This window comes from Nocardia sp. NPDC052254 (assembly GCF_040679495.1).
Taxonomy (GTDB): Bacteria; Actinomycetota; Actinomycetes; order Mycobacteriales; family Mycobacteriaceae; genus Nocardia.
Map to the genome: position 1 here is coordinate 345,394 of NZ_JBFAUW010000003.1, position 26,520 is coordinate 371,913.

Below are 26,520 nucleotides of genomic sequence, written 5' to 3' on the forward strand. Positions count from 1 at the left end.
CAATGTCGCTCATGCGGTCGCCGGTGCCGGCAGCGGATACGGCGCCGGCTCGCCGGTATTGGCGTTTTTGCTGCTCAGCCGCGTGAACAGGCCGGACAGGACGGCCGAGGACAGGATGCGGTAGGTGAAATTTCGCCGGCGGAGCTGCCCGGTGGTCGCGGGAGCCAGAAAGCGGCCCGCACCGGCGGCGAACTTCTGCGATTTCTCGATCGCGGGCCGCATGGCCTGTTCGTAACGGGTGAAGGCGAGCCGATAATCGCCGTCGGCGACCGCGAGTTCGCCCGCCAGGGTGTAGGCGCCGAGCATGGCGTGCCCGGTGCCGTTGCCGCCCGGACCCGCACACCAGGCCGCGTCACCGAGCAGCCCGACCCGGCCGGTCGACCACCGATCGAGCCGGATCTGGCTGAGCGAATCGAAATAGAGGTCCGGCGCATCCTGTAGTGCGGCGAGCAACTCCGTGGTCCTCCACCCGGAACCGGCGAAGTGCCGGGCCACGATGCTCTTCTGTGCGGCGATGTCGCGCCGGTCGTATTCCTGTGGTTCGGCGGCGAAGATGAATCCGGCCATCGCGTGCTCAGGATCGCGGCCACTGCAGAGCGAGACATAGCGGCCCGGCTCGTTGTAGATCAGCCCGGTGTGGTCGAGGCCGAAGGTATTGGGTACCGCGAACGATGCGACGTAGTAGCCGAGGTCGCTGCGGAACCGGTCCTCGGCACCGAACACCAGAGCGCGCACGGCGGAATGCAGGCCATCCGCGCCGATGACCAGGTCGTAGGTGGCGTCCGTGCCGTTCGCGAAGCTCACCTCGACCCCGCCGGGCCGCTCGGTGATGCCGGTGATGCGATCGCCGAAGATGTACTCGGCCTCGTTTCGGCTGTGCTCGTACAGGATTCGCGCCAGATCGCCGCGATCGATCTCGACCTCGCCGCTGAAAAGAACGGACGGGAAGGTCGTCAACCGGCGGCCGGTGGTGTCGACCACCCGCTGATCGCCCATGCCGGTGCGGTGCGCCCGGATGTCGTCGAGCACACCCATGCGCCGCAGCAATGCCATCTGGTCACCGCGGAAATCGACCGCCGCGCCGCCGCCGGCGCGCAGGACGGCCGACTGCTCCACGACGGTGACCCGATGGCCGAGACGGCCCAGCCAATACGCCAGCGAGGGGCCGCCGATCCCGGCTCCGGAAATCAGGATGGACATCGTCATGGTCGCTCCAAGAGGTCGTGTGAAGACGTGACCCCATGACCATACAAACGTCTTATCCATTTGGTCAATCCGTTTGGATAAACCGAATGGATCAGGCCGGGATAGCATCGGGGGCATGGGAAACCGCGAGGATCTGCTGGCCGGTGCGTTGACCTGTCTGAAGGAGAAGGGCTGGGCGGCCACCACGGTGCGCGACATCGCCGCCGCGGCCGGGGTGAACCATGCCGCCATCGGTTACCACTTCGGTTCCCGGGACGCGCTGCTGATCGAGGCGTTCACGCAGGCCATGGAGGAATGGGGGCAGCGAATTCAGGCCGCCACGCTCGCGAGCCTGACCTCCGACGCCGATCCGCGGGGTCGCTACGAAGCCTTCTGGGAACAGACGATCGCCTCGTACATCGACGCGAAACAACTGTGGCTCGCCTCGATCGAGGCGAGTGTGCAGGCCGAACGCGCACCGCGGGTCCGCGAACTCATGGCGCACGCCCTGCGGGAAGGGCGCAGCGGACTCACCGCCGGACTGCTGGGCGTGCCGGAGGACGCGGTCGGCGACCGGGATGTGCGCACGATCGGCTCACTGCAACTGGCCCTGATGTCGGGCGTGCTGATGCAGTGGACCCTCGACCCGGACAACGCGCCGACCGCGCACGACATCGCCGAGGGCTTGATCGCGCTCGCGGGGCGGATCGGAGACTCGGCGCCGGACCGATAGTCAGCGGGTGCGGCAGGCGCACTCTCGGCAGGTGCCGAACACCTCCATGGTGTGGCTGATATCGGTGAAGCCGTGTTCGCCGGCGATCGTCTCGGCCCAGGCCTCCACCGTCGGACCCTCCACCTCCACCGTGCGCCCGCACTGGCGGCACACGAGGTGGTGGTGATGGCCCTTGGAGCACTGCCGGTACACGGATTCGCCGGTGTCGGTACGTAATACGTCGACCTTGCCGGCGTCGGCGAGTGACTGCAGCGTGCGGTACACGGTGGTGAGCCCGATGCCCTCACCGCGGCGGCGCAATTCGTCGTGCAGTTCCTGTGCCGACCGGAATTCCTCGATGTCGCCCAGCAGCGCGGTGATCGCGGTGCGCTGGCGGGTGCTGCGGATTCCGACCGTCTTCTCGGCTGTGCCCGTATTCTCCGGCACGATCATCCTTCCTCGGCGTGTGCGACGGCGTCGACGACGATGCGTGCCAGATGATCGTCGACCAATTCGTAGATGACCTCGCGACCGGTACGCTCGCCGCGCACCACCCCCGCGGACTTCAAGATACGCAGATGCTGGCTCACCAACGGCTGCGTCACCCCGAGCGTATCGACCAGCTCGTGGACGCAGCGCGGCGATTCCCGTAATTGGAGCACGATGGCGATGCGCACCGGCGCGGCGAGCGCGCGCAACAGCTCGCCGGCGTTGTCGAGGGTGGTGCGGCCCGGAACCGCCGGTGCGGTCGGGGCGCGATAGGGGTACGGGTCGTGCGGGATCGGGGTGGGCGCCTCGACGGCGACGCGGCTTCGGCGTGCGGGAACACCGCTGTCGGCGGTCATCGAACCAACTCCTTATTGGAAACCGATGCCATTATTGGTATGCAAACGTGCGCATGTCAAGGAAGGTGTGGGCGGGTCGCCCAGATACTGCTTCGCGTCGTCGCTCATCGTGTCGCTAGGCTGGGTCGAATCGTCGAACCGCCATCCAGAGGGAGAGCTTCCGCCGTGGCACCCAAGTCGAAGATCGACACCGTCGCGAATCTCGCCAAGCGCCGGGGTCTGGTTTACCCCAGCGGCGAGATCTACGGAGGGACCCGGTCGGCGTGGGATTACGGTCCGCTGGGCGTGGAGCTCAAGGAGAACATCAAGAAGCAGTGGTGGCGGGCCATGGTCACCAGCCGCGACGATGTGGTCGGCCTGGACTCCTCGATCATCCTGCCGCGGCCGGTGTGGGTGGCCTCGGGGCATGTCAATGTGTTCAACGACCCGCTGGTGGAATGCCTGAACTGCCACAAGCGGCATCGGCAGGACCACCTGCAGGAGGCCTACGCCGACAAGCACAAGATCGACGATCCGGACACGGTGTCGATGGAGCTGATCGGCTGCCCCGATTGCGGCACCGTCGGACAGTGGACCGAGCCGCGCGATTTCAACATGATGCTCAAGACCTACCTCGGCCCGATCGAATCCGAGGAAGGCCTGCACTACCTGCGCCCCGAGACCGCGCAGGGCATCTTCGTGAACTTCGCGAATGTGATGACGACTGCCCGCCGCAAGCCGCCGTTCGGTATCGCGCAGATCGGCAAGAGCTTCCGCAACGAGATCACCCCGGGCAACTTCATCTTCCGCACCCGCGAGTTCGAGCAGATGGAGATGGAGTTCTTCGTCAAGCCGGGTGAGGACGAGCAGTGGCACCAGTACTGGATCGATACGCGTCTGGCCTGGTACACGGATCTGGGCATCGACCCGGAGAACCTGCGCCTGTTCGAGCATCCGAAGGAGAAGCTCTCGCACTATTCGACCCGCACGGTCGACATCGAGTACCGCTTCCACTTCCAGGGCAGCGAATGGGGTGAGCTCGAGGGCCTCGCCAACCGCACCGACTTCGATCTGAAGACCCATTCGGAGCATTCCGGCACCGACCTGAGCTTCTTCGATCAGAACTCGGGCGAGCGCTACACGCCGTACGTGATCGAGCCCGCGGCCGGTCTGACCCGTTCGCTGATGGCGTTCCTCGTCGACGCCTACACCGAGGACGAGGCGCCGAACGCCAAGGGCGTCATGGAGAAGCGCACCGTGCTGCGGCTGGATCGCCGCCTCGCGCCGGTGAAGGCCGCGGTACTTCCGTTGTCGCGCAACGCCGATCTGTCGCCGAAGGCGAAAGACCTTGCCGCGCAACTGCGCCGGAACTGGAACGTCGACTTCGACGATGCCGGCGCGATCGGCCGCCGCTACCGCCGCCAGGACGAGATCGGTACCCCGTTCTGCATCACTGTGGACTTCGACACGCTCGAGGATCAGGCCGTCACCGTGCGCGAACGGGATTCGATGGGACAGGAGCGCATCGCGCTCGACCAGGTCGAGGGATATCTGGCGCAGCGCCTGCTGGGTGCCTGAGGCAGCGGTCCGGATTCGGTCGGCCGTCTGGTTCACCGCTGGGCAGTCGCCGGTGGACAGTACCGCGCGGACTGTGCTGTCGTGCTCCGGTGAGTGTGAGCAGACGAGGGTTGCTGGGCGCCGGTGGTACGGCGGCCGCGGCGGTGTTGATGGCGGCATGTTCGAACTCGGACACCGCGCAGCCCGCGGCATCGACGACCGCGACCGCACCCGCGCCGGGCGCGGGAATGACGCTGCGGTGGTGGGGTAACAACGGCTGGGAGATCAGGGTCGGCGACAAGACGATCCTGATCGACCCCTGGCTCACCCGGTTCAAGACCGGGACCTACTCCCCGGCGGGAGCCGATCCGCGGACACCGATCTCGGTCGACACCGGGCTGATCGACTCGTATGTGGATTCCGGGCAGTTGCGCGCGGATCTGATCCTGGTGACCCACGGCCACTACGACCATCTCACCGACGTCCCGTATCTGGCCCGCCGGACCGGCGCCACCGTGTTCGGCACCGAGACCCATCTGAATCTGATGGCCGCGCTCGGAGCGCCGGAGGACCAGCTGTCGCTGGTGACCGGCGGCGAGGATTTCCGGTTCGACGGCTACGACGTGCGGGTGCTGCGGTCGCTGCACTCCGCGCTGGGTCCGCGCGCGCAGATCCCCTATCCCGGAACACGTCCCGGTTACGGCGCGGCGAAACTGCCGCCACCCCAGGTGATCAGCGATCTGGTGGAGGGCGGCACACTCGCGTATCAGATCAGCGGCGGCGGATTCAGCGTGCTCGATTTCGGCGGATCCAACTATGTGGAAAGCGAATTGGCGGGCCTGCGTCCGGATATGGTGTTGCTGCCCACCGGTGGTGCCAAGGTGCGTGACTATGTCGGGCGGATGCTGAGCACGGTGGGAAATCCCCGCTACGTGCTGCCCACGCACTGGGACGATTTCGACTACCCGCTCGCGGAGCCCGCCCGCGATGCCGGTGGACTCGAACCGTTGCGCAAGGCGGTCGCCGCCGCGAGTCCGAAATCCGAATTCGTGCAGTTGGGGCATCTGGAGCTGTTCACTCCGGGGCGGTGACCGGCCGGACGGAAACGGGCATTCCCGAATGTCCGGACATCGGAAATATCGCGGGCGGCGGATCCGTTGCCGCCACTGACACCCCCCGAGGCGAGTCCGCTCGCACGGCGCCGTCTCGGCCCGTGATTTCCGATGAAAGGTGCTGTCATGGCCCAGGCTGTCGAATTCGATCGATACGGTGATCTCGATGTCCTCGAGGTGCGGGAGGTGCCGGATCCGGAGCCCGGTCCGGGACAGGTCGCCGTCGATGTGGTCGCCGCCGGGATCAATCCGGGGGAGACCAAGATCCGCACCGGGGTACTGCACAAGCGCTGGCCGGCGTCCTTCCCCTCGGGCGAGGGGACGGATTTCGCCGGCCGGATCGCCGCCCTGGGCGAGGGGGTCAGCGGTATCGCGGTGGGGGACGAGGTGCTCGGGTTCAGTGATCAGCGCTCCAGCCACGCCAGCAGGGTGGTGGTGCCGGCCGATCAGGTGACGCCCAAACCGGCCGCGCTGTCCTGGGAGGTCGCGGGTTCGCTGCATGTGGCGGGCAGCACCGCCTTCGCGGCCGTGCGTGCCGTGAGTCCCGAGCCGGGTGACACGATCGCGGTGTCCGGTGCGGCGGGTGGGGTGGGAAACGTTGTGGTGCAACTGCTCCGGGCGCGGGAGGTCACGGTGATCGGGATCGCCGGGCCGGACAATCAGGAGTATCTGCGCGAGCTCGGCGCGGTACCGGTCGTATACGGCGACGGTCTGGCCGACCGGCTGCGCGCCCTGGCGCCCGACGGCATCGACGCGTTCGTCGACACCTTCGGCAGCGGCTATGTGGACCTGGCCGTGGAACTCGGGGTGAAATCCGATCGCATCGACACCATCATCGATTTCGCGGCGGTGGAGAAGTACGGGGTCAAGGGCGAGGGCAGTGCCGCCGCCGACACCATCGATGTGCTGGCCGAGCTGGCGGATCTGGCCGCGGCCGGCACCCTGCGGATTCCGATCGCCGCCACCTATCCGCTGACCGCGGTCCGTGACGCCTTCGCCGAACTCGAGCGTGGCCACACCCGCGGCAAGATCGTCCTGCTGCCCTGAGCGGGCCGATCACCCATGACATCTGTCATCGCAGAGTCGTGACGCTCGGGCCAGGTACCGGGGCCCTTCCGGCGCGACAGTGGAACCATGACATCAGCAATGACATCAGGTGCGGCGGAACGGGTCGCCGCCGCACCGGTGATCGAGCTCCGCGGACTGTCCAAGTCCTTCCGCGGCGCGGCCGGACCCGTCCACGCGGTCGCCGGTCTGGACCTGACCGTCACCGTCGGTGAGGTGGTGGCCTTCCTGGGCCCCAATGGTGCCGGGAAATCCACGAGCATCGACATGATGCTGGGCCTGCAACGCCCGGATTCCGGAAGTGTGCGAGTTCTCGGCGGTTCGCCGTCGGACGCGATTGCCGCGGGGCGTATCTCCGCGGTGCTGCAGTCCGGCGGCCTGCTGCCGGATCTGAGCGTCGCGGACACCGTGCGTGCCGTGGCGGCGCTGCACCACCGGCCACGCCCGGTCACCGAGGTGCTGATGCGGGCCGGGATCGACGGGATCGCCGATCGGCAGGTCGGCAAATGCTCCGGCGGCCAACAGCAACGCCTGCGCTTCGCGCTCGCCCTGTTGCCCGATCCCGAACTGCTGATGCTCGACGAGCCGACCACCGGTATGGATGTGGAGGGCCGCCGGGACTTCTGGAATGCCATCCGGGCCGATGCCCGTCGGGGCCGCACCGTCGTGTTCGCCACCCACTACCTCGACGAGGCCGACGCCTACGCCGATCGAATCGTGCTGGTGCGCAACGGGAAAGTCGTCGCCGACGGCAGTGCCGCGGCGGTGAAGAACCTGGCCTCGGGGCGCACGGTCTCGGCCACCCTGCCGGGCGCCGACCGGGCGCAGTTGCAGGGGATCGCCGGTGTCGACCGGGTCGAGCAGCGCGGGGACCGAGTGCTGGTGCACGGCAAGGATTCCGACGCCGTGGCCCGCTATCTGCTCACCGCGACGCCGGCGGTCGACCTGGAGGTCACCGGCCACAACCTCGAAGAAGCCTTCCTCGCACTGACCGGAGACGACCGATGACCACTGTGACAGCCCCGCCCGCCGCACGTCCCGCGCTCGGGGGTTTCAGCCGGGCCTTCCTGCTCATCGAACTGCGCCGCATGGTGCGCAATCGGCGCACCGTGGTCTTCGCGCTGGTGATGCCGGTGGTGTTCTTCGTCATCTTCGGTGCCCAATCCTCCGCCCGCACCACGGACTACGGATCGACCACCGTGACGGCCTTCGTCATGGTGTCGATCGCGGTCTACGGCGCGATGCTGGCCACCACCACCGGCGGTGCGGCAGTGGCGGTGGAACGTGCCGCGGGCTGGGCACGCCAGCTGCGGCTGACACCGTTGAGTCCGGCCGCCTACGTCCTCACCAAGCTGGCCTGCGCCATGGTGCTCGGATTCGGTTCGGTCACCGTCGTTTTCATCGCGGGCGCGGTGATCGGCACGTCGATGGGCGCGGCCGCGTGGGTGTCCTGTTTCCTGCTGGCCTGGCTGACCTCGGTGGTGTTCGCCGCCTTCGGCCTGTTCATGGGCTATCTGCTGCCGTCGGAGAACGTCATGCAGATTCTCAGCTCGGTGCTCGCGCTGCTGTCGTTCGCCGGTGGGCTGTTCTTCCCGCTGCACGGCTGGCTCGACACGGCCTCGCGGATCCTGCCGACCAACGGTGTCGCGACACTGGCCCGGCTGCCGCTGGGTGAGGTCGGCGCTGCCTCGGCCGCCGTGGGTGTGCTGAATGTGGTGGCCTGGACCGCGCTGTTCGGTCTGGGGGCCGCGGTGATGTTCCGTCGTGACACCGCACGCTGACCGGGTCTCCGCACCGTCTGCTCCGGCGGACGGTGCGGTAGCGTCGGAGCGCGGTGGCGGTGACCAGGGCGGGAGGCCGAGGGTGCAGGTGCGCGAACCCGGGGAGAGCGGTCCGATCGCGAAGGCGCTGGACCGGGTCGCGGGGCGGACGATGGGGGATCAGGATCGGGACCGGCGTGCGGTCGATCGCCGGCGGCTGTTCTTCGGGGCGCTGCTGTCGTTCGTCTGGTTGCTGTATCTCGTGACGGGCATCACCGATCGCTGGCACGAGGGCAGACACTGGCAGGCGATGGCCGCCGGAATCTGTCTGGCGATCTTCTGGAGCCTCGTCGCCTCCTGCATGGGACCGTTGCGGCAGCCGGACTGGGACGAGGCGCGAGAACCGGCCGACGCGCGACGAGACCTGATGCGCTGGGCCGCGATCGGGCTGTCGGTGGCGCTGTCCTTCGCGATGACCGCACTGCTCGGCGTCACCGCACTGCCGACCCTGATCTATGTCGCCGCCGCGTCGGTGTTCATCTTCCCCACCGCGACATCCGGGATTGTGGTGGCAGGGGTCGCGATCGTGCTGATCGGTTCCTCGTTGGTGCCCGCCTTCCATTTCGGCACCGCACCCCTGTATTTCGCCTTCGTCCCGGTGCTGATGTGGGTCGGCCGCGAGGTCGGCGCGCGGCGCGGTCAGTTGCGCGAGCTCACCCGACGCCAGCAGGGTGAACTCGCCATCGTCGAGGAACGCAACCGGGTCGCTCGCGACGTGCACGACATCCTGGGCCATTCGCTGACCGTCATCACCGTGAAAACCGAACTGGCGCAACGGCTGCTGGCCACCGATCCAGCGCGGGCCGGCCAGGAGATGGCAGATGTGGAGCGGCTCGCGCGGGAAGCACTTGCCGGGGTGCGCGATACCGTCGGTGGCCTGCGCGAGGTCACGCTGGCCGGGGAACTCGTCAACGCCCGCACGGCCCTGCACGCCGCGGGTATCGAGGCCGACCTGCCCGATGCCGCGGCGGTGAGCACCCGGCATGCCGAGACCTTCGCCTGGGTGCTGCGGGAGGCGGTCACCAATATCGTCCGGCACAGCGGCGCCCGGCACTGCCGAGTGCGCGTCGACGAGACGCGCATCGAAATACGTGACGACGGAACAGGTATGCGGGGTAAGCCCATGGGGTCGGGCCTGACCGGTCTGCGTGAGCGGGTGCGTGCCGACGGCGGCACTCTGAGCACCACGCCATCCGAGGACGGTGGATCGACCGTCACCGCCGAATTTCAGGACCCGGCACCGCGCGCGGCCGCGGACTGACCTGCCGGTCCGAGCCGGTCCGAGCCGAAGCCGGCACCCGCACATCATCGTTCCCGGCGAGGGCGGGATGACGATCGCCGGCGGCGCTGCCGAGGCCGCCGACCGGTGGCTCCCCGGCCCGCGGCGGCCGGAGTTCGGGTACGGCGGTTATCGTCTCGGATGTGGAAGAAGCGACGAGCGTCATCGGATCGGCGGCGTGGGGGAGTGCGCGGTGATCCGGCTGTTGCTCGCCGACGATCAGGCCCTGGTCCGGGGCGCACTGGCGGCGCTGCTCGGCCTGGAACCCGATCTGGAGGTGGTGGCCGAGGTCGGGCGCGGTGACGAGGTGGTCGACGCGGTGCGGCGCAGCACCCCGGATGTGGCGTTGCTCGATGTCGAAATGCCCGGAATGGATGGTATTTCGGTGGCGGCGCAGGTTCGCGCGGAGTTCCCGGCCCTGCGCATTCTGATGGTCACCACCTTCGGCCGGCCCGGTTATCTGCGCCGCGCCATCGATGCCGGCGCCGACGGATTCGTCGTGAAGGACACTCCCGCGCGCGAGCTGGCCGATGCCGTGCGCCGGGTGCACATGGGGCTGCGGGTGGTCGATCCGGCGCTGGCCACCGAAACCCTCACCGCCGGAACGTCACCGCTGACCGCCCGCGAACGGGAGGTCCTGGCCGCCGCGGCCGACGGGTCCACGGCGTCGGTGATCGCGCGGCGGCTGCACCTGTCGGATGGGACGGTGCGCAACCACCTCTCGGCCGCCATCGGCAAGACCGGTACCCGCACGCGCGCCGAGGCGGTCCGCGCCGCCGAACGTCTCGGCTGGTTGTGAGCGCGCCTCCCCGCTCGCACGCGGCGTAGATTTGCCGGCGTGCACCTGACCCAGATCCGCCTGCTCGTCTCCGATTTCGACGGATGTGTGAGCTTCTACCGCGATGTCATCGGTCTCACGCCGCAGGTCGGCGAGCCGCGCCCGCCCTATGTCGCCTTCAAGCCCGAACTGGGTAGTGCACTGGCACTGCACGATCGTGCGGATCTGGCCGCGGCGCTGGGCACCGTGCTGCGCCCGCCCGGTGAACGCGGCGGCGATGCGGCGATGGTGTCGTTGCGGGTCGACGATCTGGCGAGCTTTCTCGTCGAGCTGCGTCGGCGTGGCGCGAGCATCCTCGGCGAGCCGATCGAATACGACGGCCGGATCCGTTGCGCGTATCTGCGGGACCCGCAGGGCAATCTGATCGAGATCCAGCAGTGGCTGGCCACCCGCTCCGGTGCATCCGTGCCACCGGCCTCCTGAGCGCCATCCGAACCCGAGGCTCAGAAGCGACCGCCGCGGCTGATCCGGCGAGAACCGGACGAACCGCCGAAAGAGGCAGGGCCCCAGCTCGATCCGCTCATCGAGCCTCCCATCGACCTGCCGCGATAGCCGCCGCCCGCGCCGCGCAGCAGACTGTCGATGAGGATTCCGCCGAGTACCGCGCCCGCCTGGGACGTCCCCGAAACCGGTTGCCGCGATTGCCAATCGCGCACATCGGCCTGGGCGGCGGACAACGCCCGGGTGGCCAGGTCGGCGGCCTGCTGTGCCGCGGTGAGCGCGCTCTGCGGATCGGTATCGGAAAGCTGCTGCGCCCGATCGAGATTGCGCTGGGCCTCGGCGAGCCGGGTGCGCGGAGTGGCGTCGATGCCGCCGCGGCGGGTGCCGATGAAATCACTCGCGGCCCGGACCTGGGTTCCGGCCGCGGTCATCGCCTGATCGAGGCGGCGGCGCAGTTGGTCGGCGGCGAGTTTGCGTTCACCGGCCGCCGCGACGGCCCGATCGAGCGCCGTGTCGGCGGCCACCGCGCGCCGGAAGGTGCCGAGGGGATCGGACTCGCCGCCGGTCCGGGCTCGGGCCAGTGCGGCACGGGCCTCGGCGATCGCTGCGGCCAGTTCGGCGCCACCGTGTTCGGTGAGCTCCGTCGCGGACGCGAGATCGCGGTCCAGTTCGGCGACGGCCGCCGGTAATCCCGTACGGGCCTGGGCGATATCGGTTTCGGCGGTGTCGACGGCATCGAGCAGGGCGCGCGCGGCGGTGACGGCGGCCTCGGCGCCCCGGATCGCCGCCACCACCGGTCCCTGGCGCCCGACCGGCTGCGCGGCGGCCTGCCGGCCCTGTTCGATGGTCTGCTCCGCGAACCCGATGCGTTCGCGCGCCATGGTCACGTTGTCGCGCACCGCGGCGGTGACCGACTCCGGCTGCGCGCCCAGCAGTCGCCGCAGCGTCTCCTCCGATCCGGGCACCCGCACGGTCAGATCGACGACATCGCGGGTGAGGGTGTCCAGGCGCTGCGGCGCGTCGATGAGCAGATTGCGCATGGTGTCGAATTCGCTCACCTTCGCGTCGAGTTCGGCATCGGCGCGCCCACAGGTGGAGATCAGTTCGACCAGCAGATCACGGCGTTCGTCCGGTGTCTCCGGAATGTCGTCATCGAGCCGTTGCCGGATCGAAAAAGCATGTGCCAATGCCTGTTTCGCGGATTCCAGCGCGGCGGCGAACGGGGCGGCCGCGGTGGCGCCGAATTCGTCGGTGGCCAGTTGGAGTTCCTCGGCGCTGTCGCGGATCGCGTTGTCGGTGTCGACCAGCACCTGTGCGGACCGGGCATCGAGCAGATCCGGTCGCATCCGGTTCAGGGCGGCGGTGTCGGTGGGGTCGACCGCGCGCGCCGCCTCCGATTCCGCGTGGCCGCGGGCCCGGCGCCGCAGCTGCGAATAACCGAGCACCAGGCCGATCACACCCAGCACGATCAGTGTGATCACGATCAGCGGCCAGATTCCCACGCCACCGGAATCGCCCATGGCCGTGGACAATCCGTCCGCGGTGGCGATCGCGGCCTCGGCCCACTGCCCGCTGCGCAGGCGCGGCTCCACCTCGTCGGTGAGCAGCGAGTTCAGTTCCGACTCGGTGACCGACTGCGGTAGTGCCCCGGTGAACGCGTAGGACCGGTCGCTGGTCGCGATCGACAGCAGGACATCGCGGTCGCCGAATCCGGAAGCCTGCGCGGTGCGCTCACCCCAGCTCTGCGGATCCAGGCCGCCGAAATCGCGGACGTAGACCACCCACAGCCGTTCCCGATGCGCGGTGTAGAGCGCATCGACGGAGGTCTGTACCGAATCGCGCTGCGCTGTGCCGAGCGCCTGCGCGGAATCGGTGATGGAGGTGTCGAGCCGCACCGGCTGATCGGCCACGGCCGAGCCGCAGCAGCCCAGGACGAACCCGAACACGACCGACAGCAGCACCGCGAGGACCGCCGGCGGCTGAGGTCGGCGTGGATGCGGGAGCGGTCGCATGGTTCGAATGTATCCGCCGTCACCTCGGAATCGGCGCTGTTCGGGTCTACTCGTGTCGGAGCGGGTGACTACCATCGTCAGCGTGATCACGCTGGATATCCCCTATACGGGTCATGTCGCACCGGGCAGCAATCCGCAGCAGCGGGACGTGCCGGGCGCCCGGATCGTCAAGATGTCGGTCGGCCCCATGGACAACAACGTCTATCTGGTGCAGGACACCGCAACCGGTGATGCCGTCCTGATCGACGCCGCCAACGAGTCCGAGCGCATCCTGGCCCTGCTGGACCAGGAGGTCCCGGGCCGGTTGCGCCTGCTCGTCACCACGCACCAGCATTTCGACCACTGGCAGGCGCTGAGTGCCGTGGCTGCCGACACCGGTGTGCCGACCGCCGCGCACGCCCTCGATGCCGAGCCGCTGCCGGTGCGCCCGGACCGCCTGCTCGCCGAGGGGGACACCGTGTCGATCGGTGAGCTGACCTTCGAGGTCGTCCATCTGAGCGGGCATACGCCCGGCTCGGTGGCACTGGTTCTGACCGACGGCGCCGGTCGTACCCATGTGTTCACCGGTGACTGCCTGTTCCCGGGTGGTGTCGGCAAAACCGCCGGCCCGGAGGAGTTCGACTCGCTCTACCGGGACGTGACCACCAAACTGTTCGACCGATTCGACGACGGGACCGCGGTGTACCCGGGCCACGGTGACGACACCACGCTGGGAGCCGAGCGGCCGCAACTGGCGCACTGGCGGCAGCGGGGTTGGTGACGCCCCTATCCGGCCCCGAGCCGCGGCGGCCGCGGCGGTGACAAAGACGTGACCGAGCGCTGGCACACTCGGGTCATGCCGTCGGCCCTCACCCACCCAGCCCCTACCCGCACGCCCGTGGCCCCCCGCCGCTCGCGCGGGTCGGCGCTGGCACGCTGGGTGCTGCGCACGATCGCCGGGATCATCCTCATCGGCGTGGTCCTCGTCGCGGGGACGGCGTTCCGGGTGTGGCAGGTGGCGCGGATCGACGACTACTCGCACGCCGACGCCATCGTGGTGCTGGGCGCCGCCCAGTACAACGGCACCCCGTCTTCGGTCTTCGAGGCGCGGCTCGGGCAGGCCTTCCACCTGTACAGCAAAGGTGTTGCGCCGCTGGTCATCACGGTCGGCGGCAAACAGGTCGGCGACAACTACACCGAGGCCGCCGCCGGGAAGAACTATCTCGAGGAGCGCGGTGTTCCGGCCGACCATGTGGTCGCGGTGGAGACCGGATCGGACACCCTGCAGAGCATCGAGGCGGTGACGGCCGCGATGCGCGGCCGGGATATCGGTTCGGCGGTACTGGTGAGCGACCCGTGGCATTCGCTGCGGATCCGGACGATGGCCCGGGACGAGGGACTGGACGCGTGGACGGCGCCGACCCGGACGGGCCCGGCGGTCTACACCAGGGAGTCCCAGTTCCACGGCATCGCCCGGGAGACCGGCGCGCTGCTGTGGTACCAGATCACCCATTTCTCCGCCGATTTCAAATACACCGCGGAACAGTGAGAAGGATATCGCGTGCCCGACTGTCCGTATCTCGAACCCGACCACGAGCGCATGGTGCCCGAGACCGCGTCGACCGCGGGGCTGCGCTGGTCACCCAGCCCGGCGCGGCGCAGCGATTTCGCCCGGGACCGGGCCCGGGTGCTGCACTCGGCGGCGCTGCGGCGCCTGGCCGACAAGACCCAGGTCATGGGACCCCGCGAAGGGGACACCCCGCGCACCCGGCTCACCCACTCGCTCGAGGTCGCTCAGATCGGGCGCAGTATCGCCGAGGGGCTGGGCTGTGACCCGGATCTGGTCGATCTGGCCGGACTGGCCCACGACATCGGTCATCCGCCCTACGGGCACAACGGTGAACGCGCCCTCGACGAATTCGCCGATGCCCACGGCGGATTCGAGGGCAACGCCCAGAACCTGCGCATCCTGACCCGGCTGGAACCCAAGGTGCTCGACGAGCCGGGGGAGAGTTTCGGTCTCAACCTGACGCGCGCGGCCCTCGATGCCACCGTCAAATATCCTTGGGGCAGAACGGGTTCGGGTACCAAGTTCGGCGCGTACGCGGCGGACATGGACAGGCTGAACTGGGTCCGCAAGGGTGCCCCCGAACGCCGGCAGAGTCTGGAATCACAGGTCATGGACTGGGCCGACGACGTGGCCTACTCCGTGCACGATGTGGAGGACGGGGTGATCGCCGGGCGCATCGACCTGCGGGCCCTCGCCGATCCGGCCGAACAGGCGGCCCTGGCCGAACTGGGCCAGCGTCAGCACCTCGATCTGACCGCCGACGATCTGATCGCGGCCGGTGAACGCCTGTCACAGCTGCGGGTGATCGCCGATGCCGCGGTCTACGACGGCACCCTGCGCGCCTCGGTCGCGCTCAAGCGGCTCACCAGTGATCTGGTCGGCCGGTTCGCCACCGCCGCGGTGGAGGCCACCCGGGACGCGTGGCCCGGGCGGTCACTGTGCCGCTACGCCGCCGATCTGGAGGTTCCGGCCGTGGTCGCCGCCGAGGTGGCACTGCTGAAGACCGTGGCGTTGCGCTATGTGATGTCCGACCCCGAACATCATCGGCGCCAGGCCGAACAGCGCGAACGTATCCGCCGGGTGTGCGAGCACCTGCTGGCAGGCGCCCCGCACGGCCTGGATCCGATTCTGCTGCCGTGGTGGGACGCGGCCGTCGACGACGCCGACCGGGTCCGGGTGATCGTGGATCAGATCGCCTCCTGTACCGAGAGCCGGCTCGAGCGCATCGCGGCCGGGTGAGACGGTCGTCGGCGTGGGCGTGACGGTACGGGGCTAGACTCGCTGTCGTGCCAGGTCGACTTCCGGATCGCGATATCGCGGCAATACGTGAACGCGTACGCATCGAGGATGTCGTCGGCGAATACGTCTCGCTCAAGCGGGCCGGGGCCGATTCGCTGAAGGGACTGTGCCCGTTCCACGACGAGAAGTCGCCGTCGTTCCATGTGCGGCCCAATCACAGCCACTTCCACTGCTTCGGCTGCGGTGAGAGCGGCGATGTGTTCGCCTTCCTGCAGAAGATGGAGCACGTCGGATTCGTCGAGGCGGTCGAGCAGCTCGCCGACCAGATCGGCTACAAGATCAATTACGAGGGTGGCGGCACCTCGGTGCAGCGCGATCGCGGCACCCGCGCCCGGCTGGTGGCCGCCAATGCCGCCGCGCACGAGTTCTATCAGGCGCAGTTGCGCGATCCGGCCGCCGAGGCCGCGCGCAAGTACCTCACCGATCGCAATTTCGACGCGGGTGCCGCCCAGCAGTTCGGCTGCGGATATGCCCCGGCCGGCTGGGACATGTTGACGAAACACCTGCTGCGCAAGGGTTTCGATATCAAGGAACTGGAGGCGGCGGGGCTGTCCAAACCCGGCCGGCGCGGTCCGATCGACCGTTTCCACCGGCGGCTGCTGTGGCCGATCCGGAATCTGAGCGGTGATGTCATCGGCTTCGGTGCGCGCCGGTTGTTCGACGACGATCAGATGACGGCCAAGTACATCAACACGCCGGAAACGCTGCTGTACAAGAAGTCCCAGGTGCTGTTCGGGCTCGACCTCGCCAAGCGTGAGATCGCCAAGAGTCATCAGGCGGTGGTCGTGGAGGGCTACACCGATGTGATGGCGATGCATCTGGCCGGTGTCACCACCGCGGTGGCCTCCTGTGGCACCGCCTTCGGCGACGAACACCTGTCGATGTTGCGCCGGTTGCTGATGGACGACACCTGGATGCGCGGCGAGATCATCTACACCTTCGACGGTGATGCCGCCGGTCAGGCCGCCGCGCTGAAGGCGTTCTCGGGGGATCAGAAGCTCGCCATGCAGAGCTTCATCGCGGTCGCCGACGACGGCCAGGATCCGTGCGAGCTGCGTCAGCGGTCCGGTGACGGCGCATTGCGTGATCTGGTGGCCCGTCGTCAGCCGTTGTACGAGTTCGTCATTCGCGGCTTGCTCACCGAGCACGACCTGGACACACCCGAAGGGCAAGTGGAGGCGCTGCGCCGCGCCGTTCCGGTGGTGGCGCAGATCAAGGACAACGCGCTGCGCAAGGGTTACGCGATCAAGCTGGCGGGCTGGGTCGGCTGGGACGATATCCAGCTGGTGGTGCGCCGGGTCGGAGACCAGGCCCGCCGCGCCCGGGCCGGCAAGGCCGTCACCGGGCGCGAAACAGCCGCCGAGGCAAAGAGTTCGGAGGGGCAGGCGGGTTCCGACGGTAATGCCGCGGCGGCCGCCCGCCCGCATCCCGGTGATCCGGTACTGCTGCCGCAACGTCAGGTGCTGGCCGCTGCGCTGCAGTATCCGGCGACCGCGGGACCGCTGTTCGACAGCCTGGAGCCGGAGGCCTTCACACATCCGGCCTATACGGCCGTGCACGCCGCCATCGTCGCCGCCGGTGGTACCGCGGCGGGACTCGGGGGAGCCGAGTGGGTTTCCCTGGTTGCCGACCACACCGATGACCTGGTGTTGCGCGCGCTGGTCTCGGAACTGGCCGCCGAATCGCTGCCGGTGAAATCCATGGACGGAATTCCGCGATTCATCGCCGGTGTGCTGGCCCGGGTCCAGGAGGCCTGGGTCGGACGGCAGGTCGCGGCCTTGAAGTCGAAATTGCAGCGGGTGTCGTCCACCGAGCAACCCGACGACTACATGGCGCTGTTCGGCGATCTGGTCGCCCTCGAGCAATACCGCAAGAGCCTGCTCACCCAGGCCATGGGCAACTCGGATGATTTCACGCCCGTCCGGTAGTTCCACCCGGTATGAGATCGACATGTTTCGAACGAGCCGGAACCCATCTGACCGCCGACATCCGTGACGGTGACGGGCCACCGCTGGTGAGCCTCCCGGCGTGATGTCGGATGCCGCCACCTGGCGGCCCGTGGCCGACGCGATCGCACTGCCGAATCCGGTGGTGACCATCAACCGGCGCGGCCGCACCCCCAGCGGGCCGCTCGGCGACGACTACTCGCTGCGCACCGAGATCGAGGATCTGCATCATGTGCTCGACTCGCTCGGCACCCCGGCCGACCTGTTCGGCTGGAGCTACGGTGGCCTGATCGCGCTCGAGGTCGCCGTCGACCGGCCGGAGCTGCGTTCCCTGACGGCCTACGAGCCGGTCTGCGCCCCGTTCGCACCCGCCGCGATTCCGGCGGTGCGGGCCGCGATCGAGCGGGGCGACCCGGACGGTGCGGTGCGGCTGGTGAATACCGATGTGTCCGGGTTCTCGGCGGAATATGTTGAGGCGCTGCGGCAATCGCCGGTCTGGGAGGTACTGCGACCGCTGACGGCGCCCCTGGCCGACGAATTGGCCGCGATCGACGCTCACATCCCGAGCTGGGATCGGTATCGCACGCCGGCGTCGCCGGTGACCTTGTTACTCGGTGAACTCAACCCAGGTGGCGAACCGTACGGAGCGGCGTTCGATCGCATCGCGGCGGCACTACCCCAGGCGCGCGTGGAACTGCTGCCCGGTCAAGGCCACCTCGCCCACGCCGAAGCACCGGAACTGCTGGCCGATCGCATCGCGGCAGCGGCCGCCCGCTGAGCGAATACGCCGGGTGACCGGGCGGGTGCCGCCGAATGAGGTTTCGGCGCGGGGGAGCGCTGCCGTTCGGCGTTCAGCGACGGAGTTGATCGTGCGGCACCAGCACGGTGGTGCGCTCGTCGAGCGGTCGCATGGGCTCGAGCTTCGGCTGGGTATTGAGCCGGTCCGACAACTTCTGCCTGCTGACCTGCACCAGCTTGCGGGTGACGGGGCTGGCGGCAACAGCGCGGGTGGTCTTGCTGATCTGCTCGTAACGAACCCGCCCCGCCTTTGCCCCCAGCACATAACCGGCTGCGACGCCGATGATCAACCGCAGCATTCTTTCGGGCTCCTCCCAGTAGCTGTCCGCGCCGTACATCCTGCCCGACGCCGGGTCGAGCTGTCGATCCGGCACCACCTTGCCAGACCGCACCGACACATTGCGCCCCTTCGCGCCGGAGGCCTCGCAGCGATCCGAATTCCCCGGCCGCACATCCGTTTCGGTTCGCCGCACACAACCGGCGCGGCACGACGGCGCGCACCGCGTCCGCGGCACCGGCCATGTGTGCCCGGATACCGACATCGTCCAGGTCAAGGGCCGATTTGGGTCCTGGACGGGACATAGGATAAAGTTTGTCCTCGGCCAGCCCGGAAGGGCAGGCTCGAAACAATCCCCTATAGCTCAATTGGCAGAGCAGCCGACTGTTAATCGGCAGGTTTCTGGTTCGAGTCCAGATGGGGGAGCAGGAATATGGCCCCTGACCAGGGAATATGGGTCAGGGGCCATATTCGTTCGGTCCGCTGATCGGACCCTTCGCCAAGAAAACCCCAAAAATTGCCGCCGACCGTTTCGTCGACCGGTCCTGTCGATGTTTGACCGAGTTGTCCAACGGCGTCACGCCGGTGGTTCCGGGCAGTGGCGCGTTCGTTCCGGTTTTGTCGGGTGCGCGGGCGGAGGTTATGGCCGCCCTGATCGCCCGCTGGTGGGAATTATCGGTCAGAGTGGTATCAGGGCGGACGGCGTGGACGATTGTCCTCCCGTTGACCTGTATGGACAGGGCGCAGCGGTGCGCGGTGCCACGCCCCGGACTGCCTCCCGTTGGCTCATAACCCGGAGGTCGCAGGTTCAAATCCCGTCCCTGTTGCCATGAAAGGTAGCCCTGGTCAACAGTTTTCAGGTCATCTTCAACTCTTGTCGAGGTTCTCGGCATCGGATTCGGCATCACGGGAAAGCGCGTTGACTCGGCACGAGCCGACCGCTGGGCGATAAACGGCAAAACGGCTGATAACCAGCGGTTTCAATGAAACCTGGTGGGACTTGTGAGACTGCGATCGCCTGAGGCATGGCCCCATCGGTCGCATTTCCCGTCTCCCACACCGGGCCCCTGATGTTCCCACATGACCGAAGGCATTGTGCGAGCGGGGGACTCGATTCCCTCGATGCGGCAGATTTACCTGACCCATGTGGCAGTTGAAACGGGCGCGCTGGATGTGCGCGTGGATCCCACTGGACCTTCAGGTTCGGTTCGGACTTCTCTCCCCGGGCGCTGAGGAAATCCGATGCGGTATCAAGTGACTTACCTTACCCTGGAATGGTTCTCAGCTGTGCCACGGTAGGTACCGTGCCACCTGCGCCCCACCGGTCTCCCACAAGACCGTGATGACGCCCGCTACCTCGACGGCCGACGACTCGCATCTTCGGCGGGGCACGCACCATTTTGTATGTGTTCTGGGCCGAGCACGTCGAATATGGGAACGGGACGATCTGCGAACTTCGGGGGTGCGGTTGATGATCGGACCACCTCAGCCGGTTCGGCTGCCGATCGACTGGGCCAGGAAGGGCCACGAAACATGCAGATCGTCCTCCCAATAGCCCCATGAATGGGTGCCAACCGGCCGATCATCGACTGTCACGGGGATATTCAGTTCGTGTAGTCGGTTCGTCAGGTTCACGGTACAGAAGTGGATCGCCGCCTCGATCGGTCCGCCGAGTGCGATCTGCGCTGGCAGCGGGATGCGGCCCTCCTCGACCCGTCGATCGGTTGGGGTGTCGTGGGGCGCGGCCGGAACACCGCTGCCCGAACTCAAATAGATCGCGGTACCCCGCAATTTGTCGGCGTTGACGAGTGGATCGTTGGCGCGCCAGCGGGGGTCGTCGGCGGGGCCCCACATGTTCGCGACGCTGCGCGCACCGCCCCAGTTCTCGACTGTGAGCCGGACGAACTCGTGCCCGATCGGATCCGATGTCTGTGCGCAGCCGCTGTAGGAGGCCACGCTGTTCCAGAAGCCGGGCTTGGCGATGGCCAGGTTCAGAACCGATGTGCCGCTCATGGACACACCCGCCAGTGCGCGATGTCCGTCGGCATCGAGATACCCCTCGATGACCGGTGGCAGCTCGTCGTTGAGGAATGTCTGCCATTTGTTGTTGCCCAGGACCGGATCGTCGTGGATCCAATCGGTGTAATAGGAGCTGGCGCCGTCCACGGGGTTGACGACGTTGACATCCTTGCCGCGCAGGAAGTTCAGCGCGTCGGTCTCGGCATCCCATCCACTCTCGTTGGGTCCACCTTGGGATCCGTTGAGCAGATACAGGGTGGGGCGTGGTGTGCTGGTGTCCGCCGCGCGGACGACCTGGATTGGGATCGCCCGGTGCATACTCGGCGAGAACACCATGACTTTCTGCTGTCTGGCGCTGACCTGCTCCACGGAGACGACGCTGGCCGTCTCGGGAGCGGCGGTGGCCGCGCCGGCTGTGGCGACCAGACCGGTAGCGGCCAGCACGCCGGCAAGAAGCCGCGTGGTCACCGCCGTTCGTGATACTCGCACTGTTGGACCTCTTTCGCTCGTCAGCTGTCGGTCACTGTCCGATGGCACACAAATGTTTCGCGCTGTGCCTGGCTCCGGTTCGGTCTTGAGCCGGAGCGGCACATTTCCGGGGGTTCGACTCGGGCTCAGCGGCAGCACACATTCCGAGCCTGGGGTCCCTTCGATCCGATCGTGATGTCGAAATCGACCTGTTGGCCTTCCCGCAGGTGCCGGTCAGGCGGCTCTGTGAGCATGTCCGCTGTTTCGACCAGGAGGTCGGGACCCCCGTCGTCGGGAGCGATGAACCCGAAGTCCACCTTCTCGTCGAACCACTTCACCGTGCCGTGCGTCCGTGCCATGGTGGCCGTCCCTTCGTTGACTTCGAAGGGATTTCGGCCTGCCCCGCCGCATGGTTTGGCAGGCGCATGGAGGTGTGCGAACTCAGGTGAGCGGTACGCCGACGATCGGCTGGGTGGTCGGCTGGGGTGAACCGCCCTCCGGTTCGATGGACATCGCCAGCGTGCCAGCGTCCCCGTACCGCACGAGTTTCGGCGCCTGTGCGGTCGGTAGCGCGTCCAGGATGCCGGCCGAACGGACTTGGCCCGCACCCGAAATCAGCCACAGCTGGTAGGTGCGGCCGGTCGGCGGGGCCGCGACGGTGGCGAACGACACGACGGCCGCGTCGAGTTCACGTGATGCGTTGACGGTGATCGTGCCGCCGCCTTCGACGGGAACCGTCTGTTCGCGGGCGTCCGAGTGGTCGATGACCTGTTGTGCGGTAACGCCGCCGGTGTCGTGGGATCGAGTGCTGTATCCGGCGACTCCCGCCGCGGCTCCCGCGACGACGATCACGGCCGCCGCCGCGGCGGCCAGCCATCGCGGATCGCGCAGCCGTCGGGACCGGATGCTGCGAACGGATGCCATCTCCCGATCCGGCGACAGGCCTTCCTCGACCGGCTTCGCGCCACGCGCGTCGAGTGCGCGTCGCAGAGTCGCTTCGAGGGTCGCCGGCGCGGGCACGGTGTCGACCACGGTCATGAGTGCCAACGTCTCGTGCAGTCGGTACACCTCGGAGCGAAATGCCGCCGCGAGATCAGGGGTGGTGGTGTCGAGCAGGCGCTCGACGCTGGCCCGGTCGTGCTCGGACAGGGCATCGAGCGCGTAGGGGTGTGCGAGCTCGAGCAGTTCGCTGTTCGGATCGATGTCAGGCATCGCTCACCGATCCCGTCAGGCAATTGCGCAGCCGTTTGAAACCGTCACGAATTCGGGTCTTCACAGTGTTGAGCGGGATGTCGAGGTGTTCGGCAACTTCGGAATAGGTTCGTCCGCCGTAGTAGGCCAGCGCCACGGTCTCGCGTTGCGTCTCGGTGAGCGTCGCGAGGCACTCGACGACCGCGCGTTCCTCCGAGCGCTGGGTCACCGTCTCGGCGACGATATCGTGATCACGGCCCAGATTTCGGTGGCCGAACGCGAGATCGCGTGTGGTGGAAGTGGATTCGACGCGAACGCGGTCGACGGCGCGCCGATGGGTGAGCATCATGAGCCATCCGATCGGACTGGCGAGGCGAGAGTCGTAGCGTGCCGCCTCATTCCACACGTAGAGATAGATGTCCTGCGCGATCTCCTCCGCGGCGGCCGGTCGTCGCAGAATGCGCAATGCCAAACCGTAGACGCGATGGTTGGTGGATCGATAGAACTGGGTGAAGGCATGCCGATCGCCGTCCGCGATTCCCCGCAGCTGCTCGGCGAGCCGTCGTGCCGCTTCCGGGTCCGGCTGCGCCCGATGCGCTGGACAGGCGTCGGGCTCGTCGATACGCACGTCGATGTGATCGGTCGCCCCGGGCGACTCGGGGCGTTCATCCGCCATAGCGCTTTGTCTTCCTGTGTGGGCGTATCCCGATGGCAATTCGGATGCCGACCACAGCCGATTACCGGTGCGACGATCTGCTACGCGTTCGGACACTACCCGCAGCGATGGTGGTTCTCGGTGAACCGTATCCGCAGCGTTGCGGGGATGTGGTCGCACGGGTGGCCTCGGTTCGCGGACGAGGGCGGTGGGCTCGAAACGGACGAGGCGGTGCACTGCGGTCTCCTGTATCGATCACCGTGACCTCACTGCGCACCGGACAGCGCACGCCGCGGTCGGCCCGCCGTGTGGATCGCGATCCGCAGGGATGTGCCCGGTGCGGCGACGGAGGGTGGGTTGGATGCATACCTGTGCTTCGATGTGGGGTTCACCGCGGTTTGGTCAGGAAACCGTGATCACGCGACTGTGCCAACCGGTGGCGCCGTTCGGAAAGGGAGCTGCACGCCGCTCGGTCTGCTGCTGTCCCTCGCCGTCGGTCGCCCGCACGCGGAGCGTGTGTGTTCCAGGTGTCGCATCCCAGGACCAGGTCCACTGCCGCCAGGTGTCCAGCGAGTACTGCGGGGCGGTCTCGGCGAGTCGCCACGGCTGATCGTCGACCTGAACCTCGACCGTCGCGATACCACGGCGCTGCGCCCACGCCACACCGGCCACCGTCACCCGTCCCGCGGGCACCGAGGCGAATGCGGCCGGCACATCGATGCGCGCGGCGGTCTTGATCGGCGCCCGATCGGACCAGTCGCGATCGGTCCAGTAGGCCTTTGCCCGATCGAAGCGGGTGACTTCCAGGTCGACGACCCATTTGGTCGCCGACACATAACCGTAGAGCCCGGGAACGATCAGCCGCGCGGGGTAGCCGTGTTCGATGGGCAGTGGCTCACCGTTCATGCCGACCGCGAGCAGAGCGTCACGGCCGTCCAGAATCGCCGACAGCGGCGTTCCCGCCGTGAACCCATCGATGCTGCGGGACAACACCATATCCGCGCCGGGATCGGCGTAGGCCTCGGCGAGCAACTCCGACAGCGGATATCCGAGCCAGCGCGCGGTACCCGCGAGTTGCCCGCCGACTTCGTTGGATACGCAGGTCAATGTCATGATTCGTTCGATCGCCGTGTGCCCGGCCAGTCGATCGAAGTCGAATTCGACTGTGCGGCGAACCATTCCGTGAATCCGTAACCTCCAGTCGGCGCGAGTGAGAGCCGGCGGCTGCAAGGCGGTGTCGACACGGTAGAAGGTGTCGTTGGGGGTGACGAATGCGCTGAGACCGGGGGCTCGCGGCTGCGCGGGCACCGGTGGCGCAGGGTGCTGTGGCCTGGGCAGCGGAAATCTGGCCCGGTCGGCTGCCACATCCCGTAACTTTTGTGCGAGCAAGCGACCCGCGGCGGCGCTACCGGCGGCCAATGCCGCGACAGCGGCGGCCGTGCCGAGGAATCGCCTGCGCGACATGGCATTACCGGTCGACGAACGCGACGTGGGAACCGCGGTGGTCAACAGTCGCAGGGCGAGGACACCCGACACGATTCCGGCAATCGTGGGGATCGCGAACGCCGGTGTGGCCGATGGGCGGGTCAGCGCAGCCCATACGGTGAGACCACCGAGGCCCAGCAGTAGAATGCTGCCCAGGGGGCGACGGCGCTCCATCAGGCCGGCACAGGCCGCGCCGACGATCATCACCACTGCCATCGACGCGAACAACGCATCCTTGTCGTGGTCGCCGAACCGGCGGATGGCGGCGTCTTTCAATTCGTGTGGTGTGTGGTCCACCATCGTGGCGCCGAGTACGAAGAACGGTGACGAGGCCGGGTCGACGAATACGGCGATCGCGTGCCCGACCCCGAGGACCGTCGCGGCGGCGAGTATGCCCGCGACGACAGCTGGTATCGCGCGGATCGGTCGTCGTGTATTCCCCTCCGGCACAGCTGATGTGCCGTGTGACGCGGTCATGGTGAGTACTTCCGTATCAGATGAACGAGCTGTCGGATCAGCTCAGGTCGATGCTCGCGATCGGTTTTGTCGTCGGTCGTGACGAGCCACCAGCCGGTTCCACGGTCACGGCGATCGTGTCCGCGGAGCGAAATCCGGCCACCACCGCCGATGTCGGCGGTGCGTCGAAAACGGCCAGTGAATCGGTGGTTCCGTCCGCTGAACTCAGCCAGACCTGATACGACCGGTGCAGCCCCGGCGGGAGTAGTCCGGCGATCGACACCGCGAGCTCGGACAGGCCGGCCGAGCTGTGGACCTCCAGTCGGCCGCCGTCCGCGGCCGACACCGTCCGGACGAGCAGATCGGGCTGGGCATCGATTGCCTCGGCCGTGATCTCCGGCGGCCGATCGCGGCCGGCGAACGGCTGTGTGGTCACCGCCACGACCCCGCCCAGCGCCAGTGCCGCCGTCGCGACTACCAGTAGCAGATCTCGTCGCGGCGGTGGCCACCATGCCCGACGGTCCCCTGTGAGGCGGCGATCGATGCGCGTGTTGTTGTCCAACGCGCGCAGAATCCGATTCTCCATACCGCGTGGCGGCGAGCAGGCGGTCACGGCACCCAGCTGAGCGAGAACTTCGTGGGCCGCCGCGACCGCCGCATCGAACTCGGCCGCGGTGAACCGGTCCGATCGCTCGCGTCGTTCCTCGACCATGCCGCGCTGCACCTTTGTCAGAGCATCCAGCGCGTACTCCTCGGCGAGTCCGAGTAGATCCAGCTCCGGCAACTCCGAACCACTCATGGGCAGACGCTCCCGTTCAGAGCTCCGGTCATGCGCTTGAACCCTTCTCGAACGCGTGATTTCACGGTCGACACCGGGGTTCCCAACCGTTCCGCTACCTGTGGATAGGTGAGTCCGCCGTAATAGGCGAGCACGATGCACTCGCGTTGCAGCGGGGTCAACAGTTCCAGGCAGCGCTGGACCGCCCGCTCGTCGTGTCGCTGCTCGACCGTTTCGAACACCACATCGTGGTCACGACCGCTGTGCAGGCCGCCATACACCGATTCGCGACCGGAAGCCGCCTGTTCGGAACGAATACGGTCGACAACACGACGGTGTGTCAGCATCAGCACCCAGCCCATGGGAGTCGACATGCCCCGGTCGTAGCGACCGGCGAGAGACCACACCTGGATGTAGACCTCTTGAGAGACCTCCTCAGCCATGGCCGCATTACGCGTCATCCACAATGCGAGTCCGAAGACCCGCTGATCGGTCATCCGGTAGAACGCGGTGAACGCGTCCCGGTCACCGTTGCTCACCGCGACGAGCAACTCGGCGAGCCGGGATTGAACCCCATTGTCCCGCGGGTCTCTGGCGGGCGATATGCCCGGAACCGACTGCTGCCCATCGAGAAGTTCGTTCATCGTGCTCGCACCTGCCGTCATTCGTGGAACCGATTCGGACACAACGGGGTCCGTGAGCTCCGGTGGTTTACTGGTCCGTGGACTTCGGCGCTTGCGGGTTTCGTTTCGTC

General features: G+C 67.6%; 26 protein-coding genes and 1 tRNA gene. 15 read left to right on the plus strand and 12 right to left on the minus strand.

The genetic code is table 11. From position 1 onward, the window contains the following. Positions 1 to 9 precede the first annotated feature (9 nt). Positions 10 to 1,206, minus strand: coding sequence for an FAD-dependent monooxygenase (locus AB0L57_RS10230; RefSeq protein ID WP_364959723.1), 1,197 nt, complete (start codon positions 1,204 to 1,206; stop codon positions 10 to 12). A 115-nt stretch (positions 1,207 to 1,321) separates the two neighbouring features. On the opposite strand from AB0L57_RS10230, the gene AB0L57_RS10235 reads away from it, so the two are divergent. Then, a complete protein-coding gene (locus tag AB0L57_RS10235) occupies positions 1,322 to 1,918 on the plus strand; it encodes a TetR/AcrR family transcriptional regulator (protein ID WP_364959725.1) in 597 nt (198 codons plus the stop codon). Here the strand turns inward: AB0L57_RS10235 and AB0L57_RS10240 are convergent, their stop codons facing one another. Together AB0L57_RS10240 and AB0L57_RS10245 are read right to left on the minus strand one after the other, a co-directional pair. Next, positions 1,919 to 2,350 carry a Fur family transcriptional regulator gene (locus AB0L57_RS10240; RefSeq protein WP_364959727.1) on the minus strand — a complete coding sequence of 144 codons (432 nt, stop codon included), beginning with the start codon at positions 2,348 to 2,350 and terminating at the stop codon, positions 1,919 to 1,921. After that, the gene (locus AB0L57_RS10245) at positions 2,347 to 2,742 is read right to left on the minus strand and encodes a metalloregulator ArsR/SmtB family transcription factor (protein ID WP_364959729.1); all 396 of its coding nucleotides are present in this window, start codon (positions 2,740 to 2,742) and stop codon (positions 2,347 to 2,349) included. Before AB0L57_RS10245 ends, AB0L57_RS10240 begins: the two co-directional genes overlap by 4 nt. Positions 2,743 to 2,907: 165 nt before the next feature. On the opposite strand from AB0L57_RS10245, the gene AB0L57_RS10250 reads away from it, so the two are divergent. The 8 genes from AB0L57_RS10250 to AB0L57_RS10285 all read left to right on the plus strand — a co-directional run bounded on the left by AB0L57_RS10250 (position 2,908) and on the right by AB0L57_RS10285 (position 10,815). Beyond that, a complete protein-coding gene (locus tag AB0L57_RS10250) occupies positions 2,908 to 4,299 on the plus strand; it encodes a glycine--tRNA ligase (RefSeq protein ID WP_364959731.1) in 1,392 nt (463 codons plus the stop codon). An 89-nt stretch (positions 4,300 to 4,388) separates the two neighbouring features. Further along, positions 4,389 to 5,369 carry an MBL fold metallo-hydrolase gene (locus AB0L57_RS10255; protein WP_364959733.1) on the plus strand — a complete coding sequence of 327 codons (981 nt, stop codon included), beginning with the start codon at positions 4,389 to 4,391 and terminating at the stop codon, positions 5,367 to 5,369. A gap of 147 nt (positions 5,370 to 5,516) precedes the next feature. Continuing rightward, positions 5,517 to 6,437 (plus strand): NADP-dependent oxidoreductase, encoded by a 921-nt coding sequence (locus AB0L57_RS10260; protein ID WP_364959735.1) that lies wholly within the window; start codon positions 5,517 to 5,519, stop codon positions 6,435 to 6,437. An 87-nt stretch (positions 6,438 to 6,524) separates the two neighbouring features. Next, entirely contained in the window at positions 6,525 to 7,463 is a 939-nt protein-coding gene (locus AB0L57_RS10265; protein ID WP_364959736.1) for an ABC transporter ATP-binding protein, read from the plus strand. After that, positions 7,460 to 8,236, plus strand: coding sequence for an ABC transporter permease (locus AB0L57_RS10270; protein ID WP_364959738.1), 777 nt, complete (start codon positions 7,460 to 7,462; stop codon positions 8,234 to 8,236). Before AB0L57_RS10265 ends, AB0L57_RS10270 begins: the two co-directional genes overlap by 4 nt. Before the next feature lie 82 nt (positions 8,237 to 8,318). Continuing rightward, positions 8,319 to 9,536 carry a sensor histidine kinase gene (locus tag AB0L57_RS10275; protein WP_364959740.1) on the plus strand — a complete coding sequence of 406 codons (1,218 nt, stop codon included), beginning with the start codon at positions 8,319 to 8,321 and terminating at the stop codon, positions 9,534 to 9,536. Positions 9,537 to 9,747: 211 nt separating this feature from the next. Beyond that, positions 9,748 to 10,353 carry a response regulator transcription factor gene (locus AB0L57_RS10280; protein ID WP_364960550.1) on the plus strand — a complete coding sequence of 202 codons (606 nt, stop codon included), beginning with the start codon at positions 9,748 to 9,750 and terminating at the stop codon, positions 10,351 to 10,353. A gap of 39 nt (positions 10,354 to 10,392) precedes the next feature. Continuing rightward, positions 10,393 to 10,815, plus strand: a complete 423-nt coding sequence (locus tag AB0L57_RS10285) for a VOC family protein (protein WP_364959742.1) — start codon at positions 10,393 to 10,395, stop codon at positions 10,813 to 10,815. Between the two features lie 20 nt (positions 10,816 to 10,835). On the opposite strand, the gene AB0L57_RS10290 is transcribed toward AB0L57_RS10285, so the two are convergent. Next, positions 10,836 to 12,845, minus strand: coding sequence for a TPM domain-containing protein (locus AB0L57_RS10290; RefSeq protein WP_364959745.1), 2,010 nt, complete (start codon positions 12,843 to 12,845; stop codon positions 10,836 to 10,838). 82 nt (positions 12,846 to 12,927) lie between these two features. Here AB0L57_RS10290 and AB0L57_RS10295 point away from each other — a divergent pair, with 82 nt between their 5' ends. From AB0L57_RS10295 to AB0L57_RS10315, 5 genes are all read left to right on the plus strand, one after another. Further along, the gene (locus AB0L57_RS10295) at positions 12,928 to 13,605 is read left to right on the plus strand and encodes an MBL fold metallo-hydrolase (protein WP_364959747.1); all 678 of its coding nucleotides are present in this window, start codon (positions 12,928 to 12,930) and stop codon (positions 13,603 to 13,605) included. A gap of 75 nt (positions 13,606 to 13,680) precedes the next feature. After that, entirely contained in the window at positions 13,681 to 14,373 is a 693-nt protein-coding gene (locus AB0L57_RS10300) for a YdcF family protein (protein WP_364959748.1), read from the plus strand. 12 nt (positions 14,374 to 14,385) lie between these two features. Continuing rightward, entirely contained in the window at positions 14,386 to 15,633 is a 1,248-nt protein-coding gene (locus tag AB0L57_RS10305) for a deoxyguanosinetriphosphate triphosphohydrolase (protein ID WP_364959750.1), read from the plus strand. 47 nt (positions 15,634 to 15,680) lie between these two features. Then, the gene (gene dnaG, locus AB0L57_RS10310; protein ID WP_364959752.1) at positions 15,681 to 17,621 is read left to right on the plus strand and encodes a DNA primase; all 1,941 of its coding nucleotides are present in this window, start codon (positions 15,681 to 15,683) and stop codon (positions 17,619 to 17,621) included. A gap of 103 nt (positions 17,622 to 17,724) precedes the next feature. Beyond that, positions 17,725 to 18,417 (plus strand): alpha/beta hydrolase, encoded by a 693-nt coding sequence (locus tag AB0L57_RS10315; RefSeq protein WP_364960552.1) that lies wholly within the window; start codon positions 17,725 to 17,727, stop codon positions 18,415 to 18,417. Positions 18,418 to 18,490: 73 nt separating this feature from the next. Here the strand turns inward: AB0L57_RS10315 and AB0L57_RS10320 are convergent, their stop codons facing one another. Beyond that, positions 18,491 to 18,736: a hypothetical protein gene (locus tag AB0L57_RS10320; protein WP_364960554.1), complete on the minus strand. Its 246-nt coding sequence runs from the start codon at positions 18,734 to 18,736 to the stop codon at positions 18,491 to 18,493. Positions 18,737 to 19,067: 331 nt separating this feature from the next. On the opposite strand from AB0L57_RS10320, the gene AB0L57_RS10325 reads away from it, so the two are divergent. Continuing rightward, a tRNA-Asn gene (locus AB0L57_RS10325) sits at positions 19,068 to 19,140 on the plus strand. 1,059 nt (positions 19,141 to 20,199) lie between these two features. Here the strand turns inward: AB0L57_RS10325 and AB0L57_RS10330 are convergent. From AB0L57_RS10330 to AB0L57_RS10360, 7 genes are all read right to left on the minus strand, one after another. Continuing rightward, positions 20,200 to 21,201 (minus strand): alpha/beta hydrolase family protein, encoded by a 1,002-nt coding sequence (locus AB0L57_RS10330; protein ID WP_364959754.1) that lies wholly within the window; start codon positions 21,199 to 21,201, stop codon positions 20,200 to 20,202. Between the two features lie 146 nt (positions 21,202 to 21,347). Next, the gene (locus AB0L57_RS10335; protein ID WP_364959755.1) at positions 21,348 to 21,560 is read right to left on the minus strand and encodes a cold shock domain-containing protein; all 213 of its coding nucleotides are present in this window, start codon (positions 21,558 to 21,560) and stop codon (positions 21,348 to 21,350) included. 82 nt (positions 21,561 to 21,642) lie between these two features. After that, positions 21,643 to 22,413 carry an anti-sigma factor gene (locus tag AB0L57_RS10340; protein ID WP_364959757.1) on the minus strand — a complete coding sequence of 257 codons (771 nt, stop codon included), beginning with the start codon at positions 22,411 to 22,413 and terminating at the stop codon, positions 21,643 to 21,645. Beyond that, positions 22,406 to 23,068 carry an ECF RNA polymerase sigma factor SigK gene (gene sigK / locus AB0L57_RS10345; RefSeq protein ID WP_364959759.1) on the minus strand — a complete coding sequence of 221 codons (663 nt, stop codon included), beginning with the start codon at positions 23,066 to 23,068 and terminating at the stop codon, positions 22,406 to 22,408. Before sigK ends, AB0L57_RS10340 begins: the two co-directional genes overlap by 8 nt. A gap of 381 nt (positions 23,069 to 23,449) precedes the next feature. Then, positions 23,450 to 25,009 (minus strand): molybdopterin-dependent oxidoreductase, encoded by a 1,560-nt coding sequence (locus AB0L57_RS10350; RefSeq protein ID WP_364959761.1) that lies wholly within the window; start codon positions 25,007 to 25,009, stop codon positions 23,450 to 23,452. A 37-nt stretch (positions 25,010 to 25,046) separates the two neighbouring features. Beyond that, a complete protein-coding gene (locus tag AB0L57_RS10355; protein WP_364959763.1) occupies positions 25,047 to 25,787 on the minus strand; it encodes an anti-sigma factor in 741 nt (246 codons plus the stop codon). Next, on the minus strand, positions 25,784 to 26,410 hold the full coding sequence (locus AB0L57_RS10360) for a sigma-70 family RNA polymerase sigma factor (protein WP_364959765.1): 627 nt from the start codon (positions 26,408 to 26,410) through the stop codon (positions 25,784 to 25,786). The genes AB0L57_RS10355 and AB0L57_RS10360 overlap by 4 nt, the downstream gene beginning before the upstream one ends. Positions 26,411 to 26,520 lie beyond the last annotated feature (110 nt).